This window comes from Persicobacter diffluens (genome assembly GCF_036244895.1).
GTDB classification, from domain to species: Bacteria; Bacteroidota; Bacteroidia; order Cytophagales; family Cyclobacteriaceae; genus Persicobacter; species Persicobacter diffluens.
Genome location: NZ_BQKE01000003.1, coordinates 486,842 through 506,721, shown reverse-complemented (window position 1 = coordinate 506,721; position 19,880 = coordinate 486,842). Strand labels below are relative to the sequence as shown.

General features: G+C 42.3%; 11 protein-coding genes. 2 read left to right on the top strand and 9 right to left on the bottom strand.

What is annotated here, in order from left to right; all coding sequences use genetic code 11:
- Positions 1-149 precede the first annotated feature (149 nt).
- From AAA970_RS21360 to AAA970_RS21320, 9 genes are all read right to left on the bottom strand, one after another.
- Positions 150-3,545 (bottom strand): two-component regulator propeller domain-containing protein, encoded by a 3,396-nt coding sequence (locus AAA970_RS21360; RefSeq protein WP_338238914.1) that lies wholly within the window; start codon positions 3,543-3,545, stop codon positions 150-152.
- Between the two features lie 497 nt (positions 3,546-4,042).
- Positions 4,043-6,307 (bottom strand): ligand-binding sensor domain-containing protein, encoded by a 2,265-nt coding sequence (locus tag AAA970_RS21355; RefSeq protein WP_338238913.1) that lies wholly within the window; start codon positions 6,305-6,307, stop codon positions 4,043-4,045.
- Between the two features lie 550 nt (positions 6,308-6,857).
- Entirely contained in the window at positions 6,858-7,613 is a 756-nt protein-coding gene (locus AAA970_RS21350) for a LytR/AlgR family response regulator transcription factor (RefSeq protein ID WP_338238912.1), read from the bottom strand.
- A complete protein-coding gene (locus AAA970_RS21345) occupies positions 7,610-8,593 on the bottom strand; it encodes a sensor histidine kinase (RefSeq protein ID WP_338239116.1) in 984 nt (327 codons plus the stop codon). The genes AAA970_RS21350 and AAA970_RS21345 overlap by 4 nt, the downstream gene beginning before the upstream one ends.
- A gap of 331 nt (positions 8,594-8,924) precedes the next feature.
- A complete protein-coding gene (locus tag AAA970_RS21340; protein ID WP_338238911.1) occupies positions 8,925-10,229 on the bottom strand; it encodes a TolC family protein in 1,305 nt (434 codons plus the stop codon).
- Positions 10,230-13,271, bottom strand: a complete 3,042-nt coding sequence (locus AAA970_RS21335) for an efflux RND transporter permease subunit (RefSeq protein ID WP_338238910.1) — start codon at positions 13,269-13,271, stop codon at positions 10,230-10,232.
- 7 nt (positions 13,272-13,278) lie between these two features.
- Positions 13,279-14,325, bottom strand: a complete 1,047-nt coding sequence (locus AAA970_RS21330) for an efflux RND transporter periplasmic adaptor subunit (protein WP_338238909.1) — start codon at positions 14,323-14,325, stop codon at positions 13,279-13,281.
- A 163-nt stretch (positions 14,326-14,488) separates the two neighbouring features.
- The gene (locus AAA970_RS21325; RefSeq protein ID WP_338238908.1) at positions 14,489-15,247 is read right to left on the bottom strand and encodes an enoyl-CoA hydratase/isomerase family protein; all 759 of its coding nucleotides are present in this window, start codon (positions 15,245-15,247) and stop codon (positions 14,489-14,491) included.
- A gap of 51 nt (positions 15,248-15,298) precedes the next feature.
- Positions 15,299-16,402 carry a M43 family zinc metalloprotease gene (locus AAA970_RS21320; RefSeq protein WP_338238907.1) on the bottom strand — a complete coding sequence of 368 codons (1,104 nt, stop codon included), beginning with the start codon at positions 16,400-16,402 and terminating at the stop codon, positions 15,299-15,301.
- A gap of 131 nt (positions 16,403-16,533) precedes the next feature.
- Here AAA970_RS21320 and AAA970_RS21315 point away from each other — a divergent pair, with 131 nt between their 5' ends.
- Together AAA970_RS21315 and AAA970_RS21310 are read left to right on the top strand one after the other, a co-directional pair.
- On the top strand, positions 16,534-17,091 hold the full coding sequence (locus tag AAA970_RS21315; protein WP_338238906.1) for a helix-turn-helix domain-containing protein: 558 nt from the start codon (positions 16,534-16,536) through the stop codon (positions 17,089-17,091).
- A 77-nt stretch (positions 17,092-17,168) separates the two neighbouring features.
- On the top strand, positions 17,169-19,598 hold the full coding sequence (locus AAA970_RS21310) for a heavy metal translocating P-type ATPase (RefSeq protein ID WP_338238905.1): 2,430 nt from the start codon (positions 17,169-17,171) through the stop codon (positions 19,596-19,598).
- Positions 19,599-19,880 lie beyond the last annotated feature (282 nt).

Genomic DNA, 19,880 nt, shown 5'->3' with positions numbered 1-19,880 from the left:
GTGTGCTTTTAAACATGCTCTCATATCTTGACTTCTATAAAGCAGATAACGTAATAATTCAATTCAAAAAATTGCTTTTATAGACAGTACCTAAATCACAGCCTAAAATTCAAATATAGCATGGGAGCCTGTCGCATTAAACAAAAAAATCAGCGGAAATCTGAAGGCTTGCCCCCGTAGCTGCTTTTAAAACATCTGGAAAAATAAGCAGGGTCAGCATAACCCACTTGAAAGGCTATTTCAGACACGGACAGGGAGGAATTTAGCAAAAGTTGTTTGGCTTTTTCCATCCGGACATTTCTGATTAACATACTTACAGATAATCCATTTTCTTTTTTCACTTTTTTATACAGTTGACTCCTGCTCAGATGAACCAATTCCGCTAATTTTTCAGGGTTAAAGGCTTCATCGGAGAGATGGTCTTCTATCAATTTATGAACCTCCTCCATAAATCTGGAAGGAAGAAATGTGGTTTGCTCCACCTGTTCCTTTTGGTTTTTTCTTTCCAGCAACAATTGATAAAGCAATAATTCCAACTCCAAAGAAGAGGAAGGATTAAGAACGAATTGCTCCGCTCCAATTTTTATGCCCTCCCAGACGAAACCTACATATTGCTGATCAGCAACAATCACTAGTGGGGAATGCCGGGTTAAAGCATCTTTTTTGAGTTTTTCCCCGATGGACAGTATCTCCGGACTTGGAAAAAAAACATAAAATAATATCACGATCGGCTTTTTCACTATCGCCCGTTGATATGCATCCTCATAACTGACCACTTCAAAATGGAAGACCTTTTTATTTGATAGAGGAAAAATCACCGCCTGTATTCGTTTTACATCGCCAACACATAAAACTTCCTGGGGAGCCTGAGGTAGTTCATTTTGGCACAAAGGTTCAAAGGATGGTCCTTTCCTATTGTGCCGTAAAGGGACCGCAAAAATAATGGATCCAAAGCTAACAGATGCTTTTCTAAGCAGGATTCCTGCTAAAATAAAAGCCAATAGCAGAAAAAGTAAAAGCCCGATGTAAACAATACCTCCACAATCACTGAACCAAATCCAGAAGTTACTGCTTTTCTCAAATAAATAAGTTCCTCCTACTATTGGCTTCCACCCACTTTGATGGGCGACCTGATATTGAAAAGTATAGACACCATTTTTTAAACCAGCATAGGTGATTTTTTGATTTCCAGAACCTATCCGCCAGGTGGAATCTACTCCGGTCATTTTATATCTAAAAACATGATTCGCACTTTTATCCGTTTGAATCCACTTCAATGAAAGTATAAGCTGATCATAATCCTCGGGAATCTTTGACCCAACGGATGTTTGCCCATGCGGCCTCTCCAGTATCATGCTTTTTTGCAGGCTGGGTGCACAAATTTCAATGCGCTCAATATGAAGGGCATTCTTTTGATCCAAATGAGCCTCATCAGGGAATAAATAAGACAGGCCCTGATTTCCCCCAAATACGAGGGTCCCGTCATTTAAGCTACAACAGGCGTTAAAATTAAGCTCATTAGGCCCCGAATTACCCCCTCTCACAAAAATATTTAAGGAATCCACAAATTGGTAAAATGCGCTTTGACTCGCTACCCAAAGACGCTGATCCTTTCCCTCCAAAATGCCAAAAACACCTCGATGAGGAAAATTAAGTTCAAATCTTTCCCACTTCAAACCCTCTTCCCCTGGGGCAAAATGATACAGGGCCTCTTCCGTCCCCAACCAACCCCTATTGGATTGATCAAAATAAATATTTCTAATATGCTGATTGACGGACAGACTATTTCCAACATTCCAATTCCGAAAGCGGGAATTTTGTAATAGACTCAGGCCTGAAACGCTTCCCAGCCATAAATCCTTTTTCCGATCTATGGCGAGTGTATAAATCCAATTATTGGCCAGTGAATGTAAAGGAGCTTCTCTTTGCTTTTCAAATAGGTGAACAGAGTCTTGCTGCGGGTTAAAATAAATGAGCCCCAGCCCATGAGCCGCCAACCAAAAGGCCCCCAAAGTGTCTTCCTGCATGGCGCGAATATCCACATTTCCCTCCACGCCAAGCTTGGCGGCCAGCTTTTGTTCAACAAATTTATCTTCCTCAGGCAAGTATTGTTGAAGCCCTCCTTCGCTGCTACAAACCCAATACCTCCCGATTTTATCTTGCTGAATACAATATACCGAGCCTTTTTTCAATGCACCTGACTCCTCAGAGGGTGAAAAAGAGCATTTTTCAAGCTGTGTTGGAGAAAAGCAGTCTATACCGCCATCATAATAACCCACCCACAATCGCTGAAGATCATCCTCATAAACTGCTGTAACGCTTTGCCCATCTGGCACTTTAGGCAGAGGATGAGCTAATTTCATGGAAGAGGCGGGTAGATACTTTATCCCTTTTTGATCCAATGCAAGCCATAAGCTCCCTGTTTGATCCTGATAACAAATTTTGACCGAGCTGAAGGCAGTGGAAGTCGACTCTGTAAAAAATTTTTGCCAGGACATCTCTTTATTGTTCAACTTACCCCAAAAAAAACCTATATCAGTTCCCAATAAAAGTGACTGCCCACTGCCTTTACCAAGCCAATCCAGGCGACCACAAGGGTCCTCGGAAAAAATATGCCGTTTAAAAACACGCGTATCCAAATCAAGCGCATAAAGCTCCCCGGACTCATCACCGATCCACAAACACCCCTCCTGCAGCAGGAGGTTATTAATCTTTCCCCATGCACCTTCAGGGCCATCTATTCGTTCCAGAAACTTAGAGGAAGCATTAAAATAATACAAGCCTTTACCGTAAATCCCCATCCATAAATTCCCCTCAATATCCGGCAGAATAACACCTATTTTCCGAGAAACTTTATTTCGATTAGCGAATGGTAAAATCTCATTCAGCGTGCTATCATTGGCCTCGAAATTATTCAGTAACCAATTTTCCAGCTGAGATTCACTTAAAAATTTTCTACCATCAAGCTGAGTGAGGGTAGTGTGCAATTTGGTTGAAAGTCCCTCAAAATATTCCCCTGAAGGGCGCTCAAAAAATATTTCCGTATCATGAAAATAACGCTGAAAATGAGCTTTCCCGAAAGGTAATTCATTTAATCCCATACTGGTCGCCACCCATAACTCCTGCTCTTTCCCCGCTGTGATACTAGTCACATGCGGATCAGACAAACTATTCGGATCATCTTCCCGGTGTAGAAATCGAATAAAATGTTCCTTTTTTGAATCGAAACAATTAAGACCATTATTTTTTGTGCCGATCCAAAGCCGACCAGCGCTATCTTCAAATAATGCGGTGATATAATTATCTGATAGCGAATTCGAATCTAAAGGCTGAGATCTGAAAACCTTAAAATCTGCCCCATCATATCTATTAAGGCCGTCAACAGTACCTATCCATACATATCCATCCTGACTTTGAATAATAAAGGTTACATGATTACTGGAAAGTCCGGATTGAGTGGTAATCCATTGATAAGGCAGTTCAAAATCCTGCCCAAAAGCAATTAAGGGAACGAAAAACGCAAAAAAACATATATAATACCGCATATTATTCATAAAAAAATGAACCATTACAGCAAAAAAATAAACTTTTTTAATCAAAAAAACTCAACCCAATATAATCACCTAATATCATAAAAAGCACACAAAAAATGTAAGTTAACATTTTAGGTGGTATAAAAAATATGATTTCTAGCCCATATGGAATGGAAAATTAAATCGGGTAATTCTTGCTTACCCCTTTGTTTAGCTGAGGGTGCAAAAATTGAAGGAATAGTCCCCAATTTTATATTTTTCCCAACGAAACAGATGAATGAGGAGAAAGTAAGCTGGCCCAAATTTGGGCGATTATCAAATCAGCAAACACAATCCTATTGAACTGAATTTAAATCACTTAAAAGGATTCTCTGAATTTTAGGGGAATAATTTGGGTCAAGCATGCTTTCCAGGCTATCAACCCGAAAAATAAGCTCTCCTTTGTAATTTGGACATAAAAAAAGCGCCTTCTAAAAGAAGACGCCTGATCTTTATCAAAATTACTATTATTATAAAGCCTCTTTCGGTTTATAAACCATAAAACCGGATGTAGTTGGATAAATTGAATTTCCTTTCAGCAACAAAGTGGTACCAAATTCATCCAAACCTTCAACTTTCACGGGCTCTGCCGGTTGCTTGGCCTGAGTGCTATTTGGATCCACCACTACCTTCACCCATTTCAATATCACCTGACCATTGAGTTCAAAAGCCTGTTCCATTTTGCAATCACTGTTCAAAACCTGGTCATACGGAGGTAATGTCCACTCATTATTAGCCCATAGCTTAGGGCCTTTGGAAGTATTCAACCACTGGCTTCCGTCCGCTGCGGCAACGATACCCGTTCCCATTCCATCGTCCACCTTTGTCCACTGATCAGCTCCTAATTTAAAGGAACCCAATCCATTGCCGAGATACACCTCCCCTGAAGCATCTTTAAAAAACTTACCATAAGCTCTCGCCAAAAACTTCACTTCATCACCATAATGTCTCCATGTTCCATTGTCATAGGAAGACAATCCTTTTCCATAAGTTAACCAAACTTTTCCATCGGCAGCCTTGGTGAAATCATGAATACGGAAGCTTGGTAAATCGCAGTTTTTCTTATCAAAATATTCGGCTTTTCCATCGGCATGCTTCACCATAACCCCTTTAGAAGTTCTAGCCCAAAATCCACCTCCCTGCATTGGGTAAACGTGTTTCAAGCCTTTCGCCAATTTGAGATCCAAGCCTTTTAGCTCATCTGTCATCTGACCATTGGAGAAACTATAAAGCCCTTTGTTGCTTCGGAACCATATTTTTCCTTCCTCATCAATCTCCCACTCCATTACGTGATCAATTGCTTCGGGAATGTCAAACTCCACAACCTCACCCTCTTTATGTTGTAGTAATTTATTGGCTTTATATTTCTTTTCAATGGTATAAACGAGCCCATTGACGGATTTCCCTTCTTCCCCCATCGCTTTCAATGCTGTCCAATCTTGCGCCTTTGAGTTGCTCTCCACTATTACTTCAAAACCAGCTTTCCCGGTGGTTACCGGGGAATAAAAAGTAGCCATTTGCTGACCGGAAATAACTGTCTCCACATCTGTTAAATGAGGGCCTTTAAAAATTGGGCTGGTATTTCCTTCCAGAAACCAGGGTTGCCCATTGGCATCCATGGCAATTTTTCTGACCTTATTTGCAGCCGCAGAGGTGAATAAACCCTCCGACACCTTAAACTTAGGATGATCACGTTTAAATTCTCCCTTAAATTGGTGAATGTACCAATTAGTAGCCACCCACACTTCTCCCTGCTTATTGGTTTTCATGGCTAAAATTCGTTCCCCTTCAGCAAAGGAAAATTCCTTTTTCCAACCGTCTTCATTGCCAGAATAAATGGAGGCTGTTGTAGCTCCCAAAAGCAAATTATCCTGGTAAGGCGTAATTTTTGAAATAGAAACCAAATCACCACCCAAAGCGGCAGAAAACTTATCCATCCCGCTTTTCTTTTTATTAGCATCTCCAGTGCTAAAGGCACTTTTAAATAATTTACCTTCCTTTAAATACACCAATTCAGAATTGAAATCGGTCTTATTTAAAGGGATTTTAGATTTTAGAATTCCATAGATCTTCCCATCGGAAGTCTGACATAATTGGGCAATCGCGCCCGCTGTTTCAACCAATCCTTTCGCTACATTCTCATAGTCATAGGAGTAAATCTTCGTATTTTCCCCATCGTAGAAAATCAACGCATTCCCGTAGACCAACCCTTGCTCCTTCCCATTTTTTTTGACCTGCTTATGATAGTGCTCGCCGGAAAGATATACCCCATCATTTACTGCCAATAGCCCCATGATATTCTTCATCAAAAAGCCATTTGCCAGGAATTTGTCCTCTTCAGTACTGGAAAATTCTTCATATTTCACTTTTCCTTCCGTATCCAGGGCTATGACAGACTCATTATCCGCAAGCCATACATTTCCATTCGGCGCAACAGAAACCATACTATTCCCCTCTCCTATCAAAGAGGCTGGCAATTTGGTGGTCTCCCCATTGGTATGTTTTAAAACATTACCATTTGAGGTAACAACAAATAAATCCCCATTTTGAGCAAATGCAGCATCGGAAAGCAAATCAAACTCCTCCAATGCTCGTTTTTGAGCTTTCCCATTCTCTAAATAGTAAGACTTGGAAATAACGGTCCAGGGAACATCATATGGACGCATCTTAAATTCTTGAGCATAGCTACTCCATGCAGCGAAAAGCATTACCGCTGCCATCATAAATCTTCTCATGTTGATTTATAGTAGGTTAAAATATGACCGCAATAATAGCAATATTATTTTAAAAAATATCATTTATAGGTTTAGGGTTTAAAAAAAATTCAGTTTATGGCAAAATTAAATCGCTAAATAAAAGTCAACAATATTAATCCTGAACTAAATCATCAAATTATCACTTATAAATTACTTACATTTCTATAAATACTGATATTTTATATTCGATGGAATTCTTTGATGTGTGTTAAATAGCAAAAATTCGTAGCGAAAATTTGAAGTATTGTCTGTAGAAGCGATAAAGGATTATTTTGAGAGAATTGTATCGCTATTGTTGAGAAATTATCCAAAATCGCTTTCATTAATTCGAATTTGCAATCGGATGGTACAGAACTATACATACCCCTAATAGTCAAAATTTAGGGTAAATTCAACTTCTCCTCCTCCATCTGCTTAACTTCAAAAAATCAGACTTGAAAACTATTCCTTCATTTTTCTCACCATCCAGCAAAAAAAGATTGAACATGAATAATTCGGGGCAATAAATGAAACGACCATTGGTAGCAGCCTACCTGTCCAACCATTGCTTAATTTTCACGACCTTATCTTTGGGAATAACTAATGGCGCCACCTCCTTCAAATTCGTCTTCACTACCCACTTACCAGAAAAATAGGGTTCTAATTTTTTGATGGCCTCCACATGAATCATTTGCTGGCGATTTACCCTAAAGAACAGTTCCGGGTCTAAATCCTCCTCCAATTTATCTAACCTGAAATCCACCTTAAAGACCTTACCCATAAATGTATGTGCATAAACCTGACGGTCCTCTACAGAGAAAAGCGCCACATCTTCCACCATCAGGACTTCTATCCCATCCACCTGGTTCAGTAATAACCTTTTTCGATAAGCTTTTTTGCGTTGTTGAAAATCAACCAGAAAATCCTGGAAAAGCCCACGATCCACCACTATTTGAGACTGCTCGAATTTTTCGACCCCTTTTTCTAATTCATTAATATCCAGCGGCTTCAAAATATAATCCAAACCATTGACTTGAAATGCCCTTACCGCATATTCATCAAATGCAGTTACAAATATCAATGGCACGTCGTGTTGAATTTTATCAATCGCTTCAAAACTAAGACCATCTGTTAACTGCACATCCACAAAAACCAAATCCGGTTCATGACCATTTTGAAAATACTCAATCGTTTCCTCCACGGATTGTAGGCAATCATCAATTTCCCATGCTGGACGTAATTGATTTATATATTGAACCAATAATCTTTGGGCAGGGATTTCGTCTTCAACTATTAAAATTTTCATTTCAAAAGAGGTAAGGTTACTTTAAAATCTTCCTTCGTTTCCAAGATAACAGGAATCTTTTCGGCATTCAAAAATTTATACCGATTGGTTAATGCTTCTAAACCGATTCCCATGGAGTATAACGTTTTTCCTTTTTGCAAATTATTACTAACCACCAAATCATTTTCCTTAAAGATCAGCTGAAGTTTAAGTGGTTTTTTAATAGTGGCCACATTATGTTTAATGGCATTTTCAAAAAGTATCTGCAAACTTAAAGGAGGAAGTTTTCCCTGCCAATTAGCGGAATGATCGTCTAGTTCAAATTGTAGGCCATCTCCTAGACGCACTAAATGCAAATCCAAAAACGCATGCGCCGCCTTCCACTCTTCCTCGAGGGTAACCAACGTTTTATCTTTACTTTGTAATACAAATCGATATACATGAGAAAGATTCAACGCAAAAGCCTTCGCCTCTTGAGGATTATAATCAATTTCAGAAATCAATACATTAAGACTATTGAATAAAAAATGAGGATTTAACTGGGCCTGCAACGCATTATATTCGGACTCCATTTTCTCCTTTTTCAAGGTCTCAAGACGCGTAATGGAGGCCTGCCAGTTATGAAGGAAATTTTGGGAGATCAAAAAACTCACAAAAAAGATGAGGACAAGGGAGCTAAAAATCCCAACAGTTATACTGAAAGCATTTAAGCGGAAAGGATTTTCAACATTCCGAATAAATCCGACCGTCACAATGGTGATATAAAAGAATGCCAGAATAATGATAAAAATCGTCATCAACTCCACCACCAAACGCCGGCTTTTTGAGTGCTCCCATGGCATCACTTTATTCCAATAAGCATCAATCCGCAGGGCGGTAATGGTCATCAGGTTAAACCAAATAAAATAAACATAGGAAAATGGATTACTGACAATACCCATAAAAGACAGCTTAGCCTCACTACTGGCAAATAACAAAACCGTCAATACCAGTGATAGCACTAGGCTCAAAATCAGCCAACCATTTTTCTTTCGATTTAAAATAAACATACGCTAAAGCTAACCATTGTAGAACAATTAAAAAAGGGGACTCAACCCAACGGCTTCCCCCCCTTTTTCTTTGTCTCTTTTTATTAAATTCACCTGAATTATTCACCACCCAATTCATTGATCCAACTAAAGGAGCTAACCTCAACTTGTCCCAGGTAGCTTTCTTTGAGTATCAATAGTCCCAATATGGGTAAGCTTGCTTCCTCTGCTTCAGGAGGGAAAAAGTTATTTCTTCCTTTTGCACATATTACCGCTAAAGAAGGGGCAGCAAGCAACAGTCGGGTTAAATCAAACCTAAAGATCGGATATAGTGCGTATATCTGACTTTCGCATTCAGCTTAGTTTGAATAAAATCCACCAAAGCCTGCTCAAAATAAAGCTGGGCATCAATCACTTCCAATACCGAAACCATTCCTTCCTGATACTGATCGTTCATGAGTTCAGCATTTTCCCGCGCCTGTTCCACGGAACTTTTGGCAAGATCCGTTTCATTCAAACTATTCCGCCAAGCCAACAGATTTTGCTCCTGCTCTAAGGCCATCAACTCATTGGTTCTGTCAAAGGCCAGCTGGCTATTTTCAATGTTCAGCTTGGCTGCTTCTTTTTCATGGCGCTTTTTTGAGCCCATGTATAGGGGCATGGAAAATTTCAAGCCGGCATTATAGTTAGTAACCGCATCTGGCTGTAAATTATAACCCGGTGCGCTGTACATCCCCACAAAGCGAGCATCCAGTTGCGGACGATAGGCTCCTTTGATAATTTTCAAATCCTGCTCGCTCTTGGCGATTTGCTTTTGAGCAATTAACAACTCTGCCCGAACGCGTTCGGCTTCGGCATCCGTCACCTCGAAATCCACTAACATAGAATCCGCTATGGGTAAATTTTCATCCAAAGCACGACCTAGTATCCGGTTCAGGGCCATTTTAGTGACATTGTAGCTATTTTCCGCCTGCACTACGGCTAAATCCGCCTTATTCATGCGCACCTGCGCCATCAAAAGATCATTTCGATTCGCTGTTCCGCTTTCCACACGATCTGATACCACATCAATCAATTCAGACATTCCGTCACGGTAATCCACCATGGCATGGTATACCTCTTTCTGCGCCACCGTCTGCCAGTATTGTAAATCAGTAGCCAAAATCACCTGGGTACGGGTCAGGGAAAACTGATCAGAGGCAATATTTTTATCCACCGAAGCCTTATTTTTTCTAGCTTTTAAGACCCCACCACCATAGATTTTCTGATTAGCATTTGCATAAGCACCATATTGATTATGCATTGCCCCCTGGATCTGCAAAGGGGTTTCGCCATCTCCAAGTCCAAATTCCGGTGGAATGGTCAACACCATCGGGTTGGCTACGTAGGTATAATCTCCATTGAGCATCACCGAGGGTAAAATATCGGAAATCGTTGCTCTGTAAGCTTCTTCCGCTATTTTTACCTGATTTTCTGCTATTTTGATCTGCTGCTCGTGCGCAATCGCCTCTTCTCTATAAGTTTCCAAAAGGGGATCCAGCTGCGCATGCGCCTGTGAAGCCAGCCCTAAAACCAGGGCCAGTCCACGCACTATATTATTGATTTTCATCTATTCCTCAATTTTCAAATTATAGAAAATGGCATAAAAGACCGGTACTGCCAAAAGCGTCAGGAAGGTGGCAAAACCCAGACCGAAAATAATTCCGGTGGCCATGGACCCAAATACGGAGTCAGGTAACAGCGGCACCATTCCGAACATGGTGGTAATGGCGGCCATCAATACCGGACGCATACGGGAAACTGCTGCAAAAACAATCGCCTCATACTGACTCTTACCTTCAGCGGTTTGAATATTGGCTTCATCCAACAGGACAATCACGTTTTTAATGATCATCCCCAAAAGTCCAATCCAACCGATAAAAGTCATAAAGTCAAAAGCTTTGCCGGTCAACACCAGGCCAAGCACCAAACCAATTAGAGAGAGCGGTAACATCACGACCACAATCATTGGCTGTCGATAATCTCCAAATAATGCGATGAGTATGGCGATAATCAATAGGAAAGCCAATGGAAAGAAGGTCACAATCGCTTCTACCGCTTCTCCCTGGTTTTTCTTTTCTGCATCCCACATGAAGCTATAGCCTTCCGGCAATTCCATCGCTTCAATCTGAGGCCCAACTTCTTTCCACAATTGTCCGGTAGTCACTCCGGGAACCGGATCGGCCAATACAGACATGGCACGACGTCGGTTATAAGTCTGAATTAAAGGATATTCAAAACCCAGGCTAAAGTCGGATACCACTTGTTGTAAGGGTACATTTTTCTGACCCGCCACCACTGGCATATTGGTTAGCTTATCCATATCCACCGATCCGCCATTAACATCTGCTTTTAACATGATCGGTTTCAAATCAATACCATCACGGAAGACGCCCACTCCCAGACCATCCCCCATCATCTGGAAAGAATTCGCCAGATTCGGACGGGTAACGGCTGTTCTTCCCGCTTTATTGGAAGAATACTCCGCCGTCCAGTTGGGAGCCATATTGAACCAGCTGGAGTGCACATGTCTGGATTTATCGCTGGAACGAACGATATCCTCTGCCACCTGCACTAGGGAATCCAACACCTGAATGTCCGGTCCCATAAAACGCGCCTCTACCTGTCCGTCCAGCGGAGACATGACAGAAAAGTAATTCGGCTTTATGAAAACATCAGGCCACAGATTAGATTTCTCTGCATCCATAATTTTCTTTACCGCATCTGCCGATTCAAAATCCTCAAACTCCACAATAAAGTGGGCATAATTAGACTGCGGTCCATAGGAAGAAGAGGCCAGGAAATATCTTGGAGGCGTCATCCCAATGGTGGTGGTGACATCCACTATGCCCTCCTGCTCCTTCAACCAGCCAAATATTTCATCCGCTTTCTCTTCGGTATAATCAATGCGAGTACCCTCCGGAAAGAACAAATCGATTCTCAATAGATTTTTCTCCAGGTCCGGCATAAAAATCACCGTCATAAAACGCATTCCAAAAATCGAAAAAGCGAAAAGGCCTACAATCACTGCCAGGCTCGAAAACTTCCTTTTTATGGCCACGGACAACAATTTCCGGAAGAGGCCATAGAACTTTCCACCATAAGGATCTTCCTGTTCGCCCGCTTTATCATTATCTTCTTTGATAAAGGTATCTAAAACCAGTGGCGTCTGCGTAAGGGCAAAAATCCAGCTTAAAGACAGGGAAATGGCCAATACCGAAAACAGGGAGGACAAATACTCTCCGGTAGAATCCGGAGAAATCCGAATCGGAAGGAAAGTCAAAATAGCAATAATCGTAGCCCCTAATAGTGGCCAAATCGAAGAAGCCACGGCCTTTTTAATGGCGTCAGCTTTTGACATGCCCTGCTTCATGGCCATCAATGCCGCCTCTACCACTACAATGGAGTTGTCTACCAACATCCCCATGGCAATAATTAAAGCTGCCAGGGAAACACGCTCCATATTCAGGCCCGTTGCCAGCATGATGATTAAAGTCCCTAGAATAGAGAAAATTAATCCTGAGCTTACCAGAATACCATTTTTCAAGCCAATGAAAAACAATAAAATCAATACTACGGTCCCCACTGAAGCCACCAGGTTGATCACGAAACCATCATTGGCTTCCTGCGACTCCGCCCCCTGATCATATATACTTTTCATTAAAAGTCCGGCAGGCAGATCCTGTTCTATTTCAGCCAAACGTGCTTTTACGTCTGCCGCCATGTCCACCACATTGGCACCTTCCACAGTAGAAATCGCAATACCAATGGCGGGTAGCCCCTGGATTTTCATCTTTGCCGTATAAGGCGTCACATAGCCCATTTCAATAGAAGCAAACTCCTTCAAACGAACCTGAGCACCATCCTGAGCCGTTACGATGAAATCTTCTAAAGCAGCCACTTCCGAAAAGTCCCCTCCGGTATGAATTCTGATTCGCTGTGTAGGCGTGTTCAAAAAGCCGGAATTCACCAACTTATTCTGCTGATTGAGCGCACCAATCACCGATTCTAAAGAAATTCCCAGCTCTGCCATGGTTGCATAGGACAAATTGATGTCCACACTTTCCATTGCTTTACCGAAAAGATTGACCTTGGCCACATTCGGCACTTTCAGGATCTCTTTTTTGATCTCATCCGCATATTTATTCAGCTCATGGTAAGTGAATCCATCTCCATAAAGACCGTAAAAAACACCCAATACATCAGCGAAATCATCATTTACCACGGAAGTATTCGCTCCGGCAGGTAGCTGTGCCTGAGCATCCCCTACCTTGCGGCGAAGCTTATCCCAGGTTTGTTGCAAATCCTGCTGCTTGGTGGTTTTCTTTAGAAAAACCATAATTCTGGAAACACCCGGACGAGAGTCGGACTTCACATAATCCAATTCGCCTAAAGACTGTATGGCTTCTTCCAGTTTATCCGTAACCTGCTCTTCTACCTCTTCTGCAGAAGCCCCCGGGTAGGTTGTCAATACCACCGCCTGCTTAATTGTAAAGGGCGCATCCTCCAACTTACCAATTTTCAGATAGGCGAAAATCCCTCCGAAAATCACCAAAGCCAGGGCAAACCAGCTAAAGGGCTTATTTTTTAATGTAAATGCTGTTAAATTCATGGCCTGATTATCTCATGGAAACATTGCGTACTTCTTCCTTCACCCGAACTTCCTGCCCTTCGTGCAAGTAAGTACCACCAGCGGAAACAATCCACTCGCTGTCCTGGGAAGCAGGCAACACATTTACCCAATCATTATTGGCCAGGTTTTTTACTTCCACCTGTACTTTTTCCAAATGTCCATTCTTCACACCCCAAACATATATTTCACCATTGGGTCTTCCCATCAAGGCCGTAGATGGTAACATAATACCGTTGGCATCGCCTTCTTTCAAATACACCGATACCTCCGCCGGCATCCCGCCAATTAAACCTTTTTCAGGCTGGTCAATTTCCAATATCATCGGATAGGCAAAGCGGATATGGTCCGGATCACGGCCAATTTCCTTGATGCGCGCATCAAAAGCCTTCTCAGGTAAACCTTCAAAGCTTACTGTCACTTTCTCGATCTGATCCTGGTTTAAAGCTAAAGCTTCAGGAATAGAGCAACGCACTTTCAGTTTAGAAAAATCAAGGAAGGTCACCACCTGCTGGCTGGCTGCTACATGCTCTCCTTTCTCCACATCCACCGTCTTCACGAATCCGCTAAATGGCGCGGAAATGCGCGTATCACGCAATGCATTTTTAGCATTATTCAGCTCCGCCTCGGCATTTTGAAATTGTGCGATGGCCAGATCATATTGTTGTTGGGAGATATTATTCTTTCCATGCAAACGCTCTGCGCGGTCCCGATCTGCCTTGCGCTGTTCGAAGCTCGCCTCGGCTTTGTTCAAATTAATTTTGAAATCCCGGGGATCAATTTGCCCCATAAAAGCGCCCTTTTTTAAATACTGTCCCTCTTCCAAATTGAACGCACTTAAAGGACCACTCACCCGAAAAGATAAAGCCACCTCTTTATTAGGGGCGGAAATTCCTGTATAAATATGTTTGCTGCCCTCCTGAACGGACTGCACTTTAATGGCTTTCACTAAAGCCGCCTTTTGGTTTTGAGTTTCATTCTCCTTTGATGAACACGCCGCCATCAAAAGTAAAACAGGCCACCAGTATAATCTCATCGCTAAAATTGGTTTTTCTAATGTATTCCAAAAATAGCGGACCACCTGCTCCATATAAATAAGCGCATACCTGAAACGGAAAGAATAAAGGCTCAAACGGCGAAACCATCAACTGAATCGGATGGGAGTAAAACCTGTTGAATAAAGAAAAAAGTATAAATAATTACTTTTGGCCATGCAAATTCTTCACCTTTTGTACCCTGTTCCGTACTTCCTGATCTTGCAGTGCTTGTTGATGAATAGCCTCTAAATTTGGCGTGACACTTTGACCCTTCGCCATGGTATTCACCTGCCATTTACTGTTTTGAATACCCGATCGAACACCGGAGCGAATGCCGTCTAATATGGGCAGCACACCATCAAACAAGGCTTCTTCTGATTCAAAAAATTCATAAAACAAGGGCAATTGCGCTACTTTATCCGAGGGAAGAGGCAAGCCCGTCAGGAATAAAAATTTCGCATGGTGAGTTCCTAATGCATGGATCACCTGCCCATACAAAGCATCTGGAATAGGCAATCCCATTCGGTTCAAAGGCATTCTTATTTCTATTCCTTTTAATGCCAGGTTAATATCTGAAACTATGGCTAAAAGTAATCCTCCTGCCCACAGATCACCATTAATTAAATTAATTACGGGAAGCGGGCTGGCCTGAATAGCTTCAAAAAGCTGAATCATTTCATTCTCCTGAACAAACTGCTCAAGATCCCCGAATTCCGTAAGATCATGACCTGAACACCAAACATCAATACCAGCATTGGCATATAGCACCACTGCGCGATCACCAGCCACCCTGGCTGATTTTAACAATGCCTTTAAACTATGACACATCTCGCGATTGAAAGCATTACGCTTTTCATCTCTTTGAAATTTAACCCAAAGGATTTCCTGCACTCGTTTTACCTGAAAAAATGTTGTTTCCATATCAATGAAGGGTACGACCCGCGAACCCTTTCAGACTACTATCTTTTTTCCCTAATTTAATAATTCATCATGCGCACATCGGATCGGAAAAGGATTTTCAACCAAACGCTCCGGGGAATTAAAATTTCTGAGCCTGGCGACAGCACCTGCCGTTCCGCCAATCCAATCCTGCGTTGGGGCCAATAAAAAAGAAGATACCGGAAATCCATTCTTAATAACATGTTCCACCCGATAAAACTGATCCAAGGTCACTCTTCGGGTATAATCCCGATAATCCATAATATTGGTAGCGGTTCGGGATTCAGGCACCACCGGTCCTTCACATTCCTGGCTCACCACTCCTGCTCCGCTATTGATATAGCCATAAGTGTCCGGACAATAATCCACATCAAACTCCTCTGTTCTGCCAGTGCTTGGATTATAACTGGCACGATAACAGGTACTGCCAAAGACGTGCATAAGCCCTAAAATATGGCCCATTTCATGTGCTAACCACTCGCCACCGGTAATCGGGCTATACTCTTCTGTTCCCAGAAAAACAAAAGGTAAACCTATGCCATACTCATAAGCAGCGAAATTATCATAATTGGGGTTTTGGTCAATCAAGTAAGCGTTACTAGTAAGCCCTGGCAGAGAAGCACTCAAAGTCTCAAACCTGGGAAATTCCCCCCAGGCCGTGGCCTGGTAAGAAGGATTATCGATAGGAATGGAGCCTATCCTAACGGTATTTTCAGCTCGTGCCTCCGCTGGCACATAGGAAAAATCAAGATTATTACTTTGAAACGACAATTGAAACTCTTCATAATCATTTTGCGACAGCTGATGAACAATAATGGTATCGATCACCAGTTGAACTCCCAGTTGGGTAAAATCCGGATTTTCATTTATAGCGGACGGATTATTAAAAATGGCATTTGTCTCTTCTACTATCCGCTTAATGCGATCCAAATCAAACTCAAAATCGGTATCATTCATGAAAAAATGAAAAGAAATCGGCACGTTATAATGATCCGCTTTTGGGGGAACTAAATTCCAAAACAAACTAGCCGGCCGGTTATACTGAGGAGGAAGTTCCGGATCCGGCGTCGGTTCCACCTTGGGGCTACAACCAAACCATATTCCCAGGAACAAAAAATAGAGCATCGCTTTCTGCATATTAAAATAGTCTTTAGGCTTCAGTTGGTTGTACGGAATTTATAGATAAAAAACATAAATTAGTAGTCTATTTGATATTTAGGCCTATTTATTAGATCAAAAAGAAGAATCGCTTACATTTTTCGACCAAAATGGACATTGCAGTAAAAAATATGGTATGCCCCAGATGCATTCAAAAAGTGGAGGAGATTTTTCTGGCGGAAAATCTAAAACCGGAATTCATCTCTCTTGGCTTGGTTAAATTAGCCACTTCTCCCTCAAAATCGGCCTTGGAAAGTTTAGACCGACATTTAAAAAAAGAAGGATTTGACCTTTTAACAGATCGTAATCGCCAACTGATTGATCGCATCAAAAGCCTTTTGGTGGAATGGATCGGAAATGAACAGCAGCAAAGCCAATCCCTTATGGAATATGTTCAGGAAAATCTGAATATGGAATACAGCGGACTGAGTAAGCTTTTCTCTCAGGTGGAAGGGAGGACGATTGAGCGTTATTTCATTAGCCTAAAAATGGAAAAAGCGAAAGAATGGCTGACTTATGGAGAATGGAGCGTTGGACAAATTGCGGATCGCCTTGCTTATCAAAATGCCCAACATTTTTCCAGAGCCTTTAAAAAGGAAACCGGCCTTTCGCCTACTGAATTTAGGAAATTACAATCCCCGGACCGAAAAGCCCTCGACCAATTATAGGTTGTTTTGATCCAACAAATGGTTCATCCGGAATCAAAAAATACTGCTACCTTTGAGGCAGGATAATCGGGAAGAACATGACTCAGAAGACCATAAAAATCGGTGGAATGAGCTGCGCGAATTGTGCCGCTAATATTGAAAAGACCCTGCAAGCCACTCATGGAATTGAAGAAGCTTCAGTAAATTTTGCCATGGAGACCGCACAGGTCGATTTTGATGAAAATAAGCTGGATGAAAAATCACTGCAGCAGGTTATTGAAAAACAAGGCTTCCGGATCATCCCCGAGGAGCGGCATATCGCGGCTCAAATCGAAGGAATGACCTGTGGTAGCTGTGTCGCAAATGTCGAAAAAGCAATCGCTGCCGTCGAAGGGGTGCAGGAGGTGGAAGTAAATTTACTTACCCAACAAGCCAAGATTGCCTTATCGCCTCAGGTAAAAATCAAAACCATCGAAAAAGCGGTAAAAGCGGCCGGTTTCAAAATGAATACCGAAAGCAAAGAATTAGAGCACATTTCCTATTACCATCGTTTTCTTGGAGCGGCTCTTTTTACCATTCCCTTATTAATCATCAGCATGGGGGAAATGTTGGGATTGCCCCTTCCGAAAAGCATCAGTGCCATGCACCACCCCTTAGCAAATGGGATTATTCAAATGGCGCTGACCACCGGTGCACTCTACTTCGGTCGGCAATTTTTCATCTCCGGCTTTCAAAAACTTTTTCATTTAAAACCGAATATGGACAGTCTGGTGGCCCTTGGCGCCGGCGCATCATTTTTGGTGAGTATTTTTGCCCTTATCTTTACGGCTTCAGGGGAGCTGCCTTCCCTCTATTTTGAATCCGCAGCCGTTATTGTCAGCCTGATATTAATGGGTAAATGGCTGGAAGAAAAAAGTAAAAAGGCCGCCTCCTCCGCCATTTCTGCCCTGCAACAATTACGCCCACAGGCCGCCATGCGATGGGAAAATGGTCAATGGAAAAAGGTCAACATTCAATCTTTGGAAAAAGGAGACCTCCTGCTCATCCGGCAGGGAGAAAAAATACCCGCAGATGGTAATATCATCAACGGACAGGTCGAAGTGGATGAGTCCATGTTGACTGGGGAGAGTAAAACTATTTTCAAAGAGGTAGGGGCCAACCTCATTGGAGGGACGCTTTGCGTTGATGGACATGCGGAATTTGAAATAAGTCAGGTGGGAGAAAATAGCAGATTGGCTCAAATCATCCGACTGGTTCAGGAAGCACAGGGACAAAAAGCACCCGTGGCCAAATTAGCAGATCAGATAGCGGGTGTCTTTGTTCCGATTGTAATAATTTTAGCCACGCTGGCTGCCCTTGCCTGGTGGATAGCCGGGAGCTATTTTGGTTATAACCTCCCGGAGGCTCCTGCTACTTTTGCCTTTCAAATTGGGGTAGCCATATTGGTGATAGCCTGCCCCTGTGCTTTAGGATTGGCCACCCCAACAGCCATTATGGTAGCGACAGGTCGAGCGGCTTATTGGGGAATTTTATATAAAGGTGGCGAAGCCCTGCAAAAGGGAGCGGAAATAGATTTTTTGTTGCTGGACAAAACCGGCACGCTTACAGAAGGAAAACCACAAGTTCGCCAGGTGAAAATCGCCCCGAACTTTCCCCCCAATCACTTTTGGGGACTGATCTATGCGCTGGAGCAAAATTCTATCCACCCTATTGCACAGGCCCTAATCACCAAAGCTGGCGAATTGGCGATTGAACCGCTGCCGGTACAGCATTTCCAAAATAAAATTGGTAGGGGCTTAAGCGGAGAATGGAACAATCAAAAAGTATTGTTGGGCAGCAAAGCAATGATGTTAGAGGCAGGCATTTCCATGCCCGCACTTCCGGAAACGGCAGGCACATTGATCTTTTTAGCCGTGGATGGAAAGCTGGCCGGACACCTTTTACTGGAAGATGCCATCCGTCCTGAAGCAAAAAAGGCCGTATTGGCCCTGCAACAGATGAATATTCAGACCGCCATGGCCAGTGGAGACCAAAACGAGGTGGTGAAGGCCATCAGTCAACAACTGAATATTTCCACCTTTAAAGGACAACTCAGCCCGGAAGGAAAGGCTGATTGGATAAAGGCATTACAGGCTTCGGGGAAAAAAGTCGCCATGGTGGGCGATGGTATTAATGATGCTCCCGCATTGGCGCAGGCAGATCTTGGTATTAGTCTGGCGGAAGCTAGTGAATCGGCCACGCATACGGCAGATGTTTTATTGATGAAAAACGATCTTTCGCATTTACTGGCTACCTTCAAAATGAGCCGGGCGAGTTTAAGCAATATCAAGATGAACCTATTCTGGGCATTTGCCTATAATGTAGTTTCCCTTCCTTTTGCCGCCGGCATCTTTTATTTATGGGGAGGCCCCTTGCTCAACCCGATGATTGCCGCGGCAGCCATGTCCATGAGTTCGGTCAGTGTGGTACTGAATGCGCTAAGGTTAAATTATATTAAAATGAGTAGGGTATCAAACCAAAATTATTAAAAATGCGACCATGCCTCTTTTGGGAGGAATCCCGAGTCAGGAGGCGTTTTTTTACCCTGATTTTTTTCAAACGATTGAAATGAAATCTATGGACATTATTATCCCCACCCTTCTCCCCTATTTAATCTGAATAGTCCGATTGAAATTAAAATTTCGCAAGAAAATCTTGCGCAAATCAACAAGTCCGCAAAAAAAGTCCGGTAGATCCCTTTAGCTTTAAATAGTTAAAGATCAAGCGAATTAAATACGAGCCCTCAATTTCCTTCTATTTTCTGTATCAAA

What these genes read in the sequence shown, in the direction of transcription:
- AAA970_RS21360 (WP_338238914.1), bottom strand. Translation starts at nt 3,545, where the DNA reads ATGCGGTATTATATATGTTTTTTTGCGTTTTTCGTTCCCTTAATTGCT.
- AAA970_RS21355 (WP_338238913.1), bottom strand. Translation starts at nt 6,307, where the DNA reads ATGAGAAGATTTATGATGGCAGCGGTAATGCTTTTCGCTGCATGGAGT.
- AAA970_RS21350 (WP_338238912.1), bottom strand. Translation starts at nt 7,613, where the DNA reads ATGAAAATTTTAATAGTTGAAGACGAAATCCCTGCCCAAAGATTATTG.
- AAA970_RS21340 (WP_338238911.1), bottom strand. Translation starts at nt 10,229, where the DNA reads ATGAAAATCAATAATATAGTGCGTGGACTGGCCCTGGTTTTAGGGCTG.
- AAA970_RS21335 (WP_338238910.1), bottom strand. Translation starts at nt 13,271, where the DNA reads ATGAATTTAACAGCATTTACATTAAAAAATAAGCCCTTTAGCTGGTTT.
- AAA970_RS21330 (WP_338238909.1), bottom strand. Translation starts at nt 14,325, where the DNA reads ATGAGATTATACTGGTGGCCTGTTTTACTTTTGATGGCGGCGTGTTCA.
- AAA970_RS21325 (WP_338238908.1), bottom strand. Translation starts at nt 15,247, where the DNA reads ATGGAAACAACATTTTTTCAGGTAAAACGAGTGCAGGAAATCCTTTGG.
- AAA970_RS21320 (WP_338238907.1), bottom strand. Translation starts at nt 16,402, where the DNA reads ATGCAGAAAGCGATGCTCTATTTTTTGTTCCTGGGAATATGGTTTGGT.
- AAA970_RS21315 (WP_338238906.1), top strand. Translation starts at nt 16,534, where the DNA reads ATGGACATTGCAGTAAAAAATATGGTATGCCCCAGATGCATTCAAAAA.
- AAA970_RS21310 (WP_338238905.1), top strand. Translation starts at nt 17,169, where the DNA reads ATGACTCAGAAGACCATAAAAATCGGTGGAATGAGCTGCGCGAATTGT.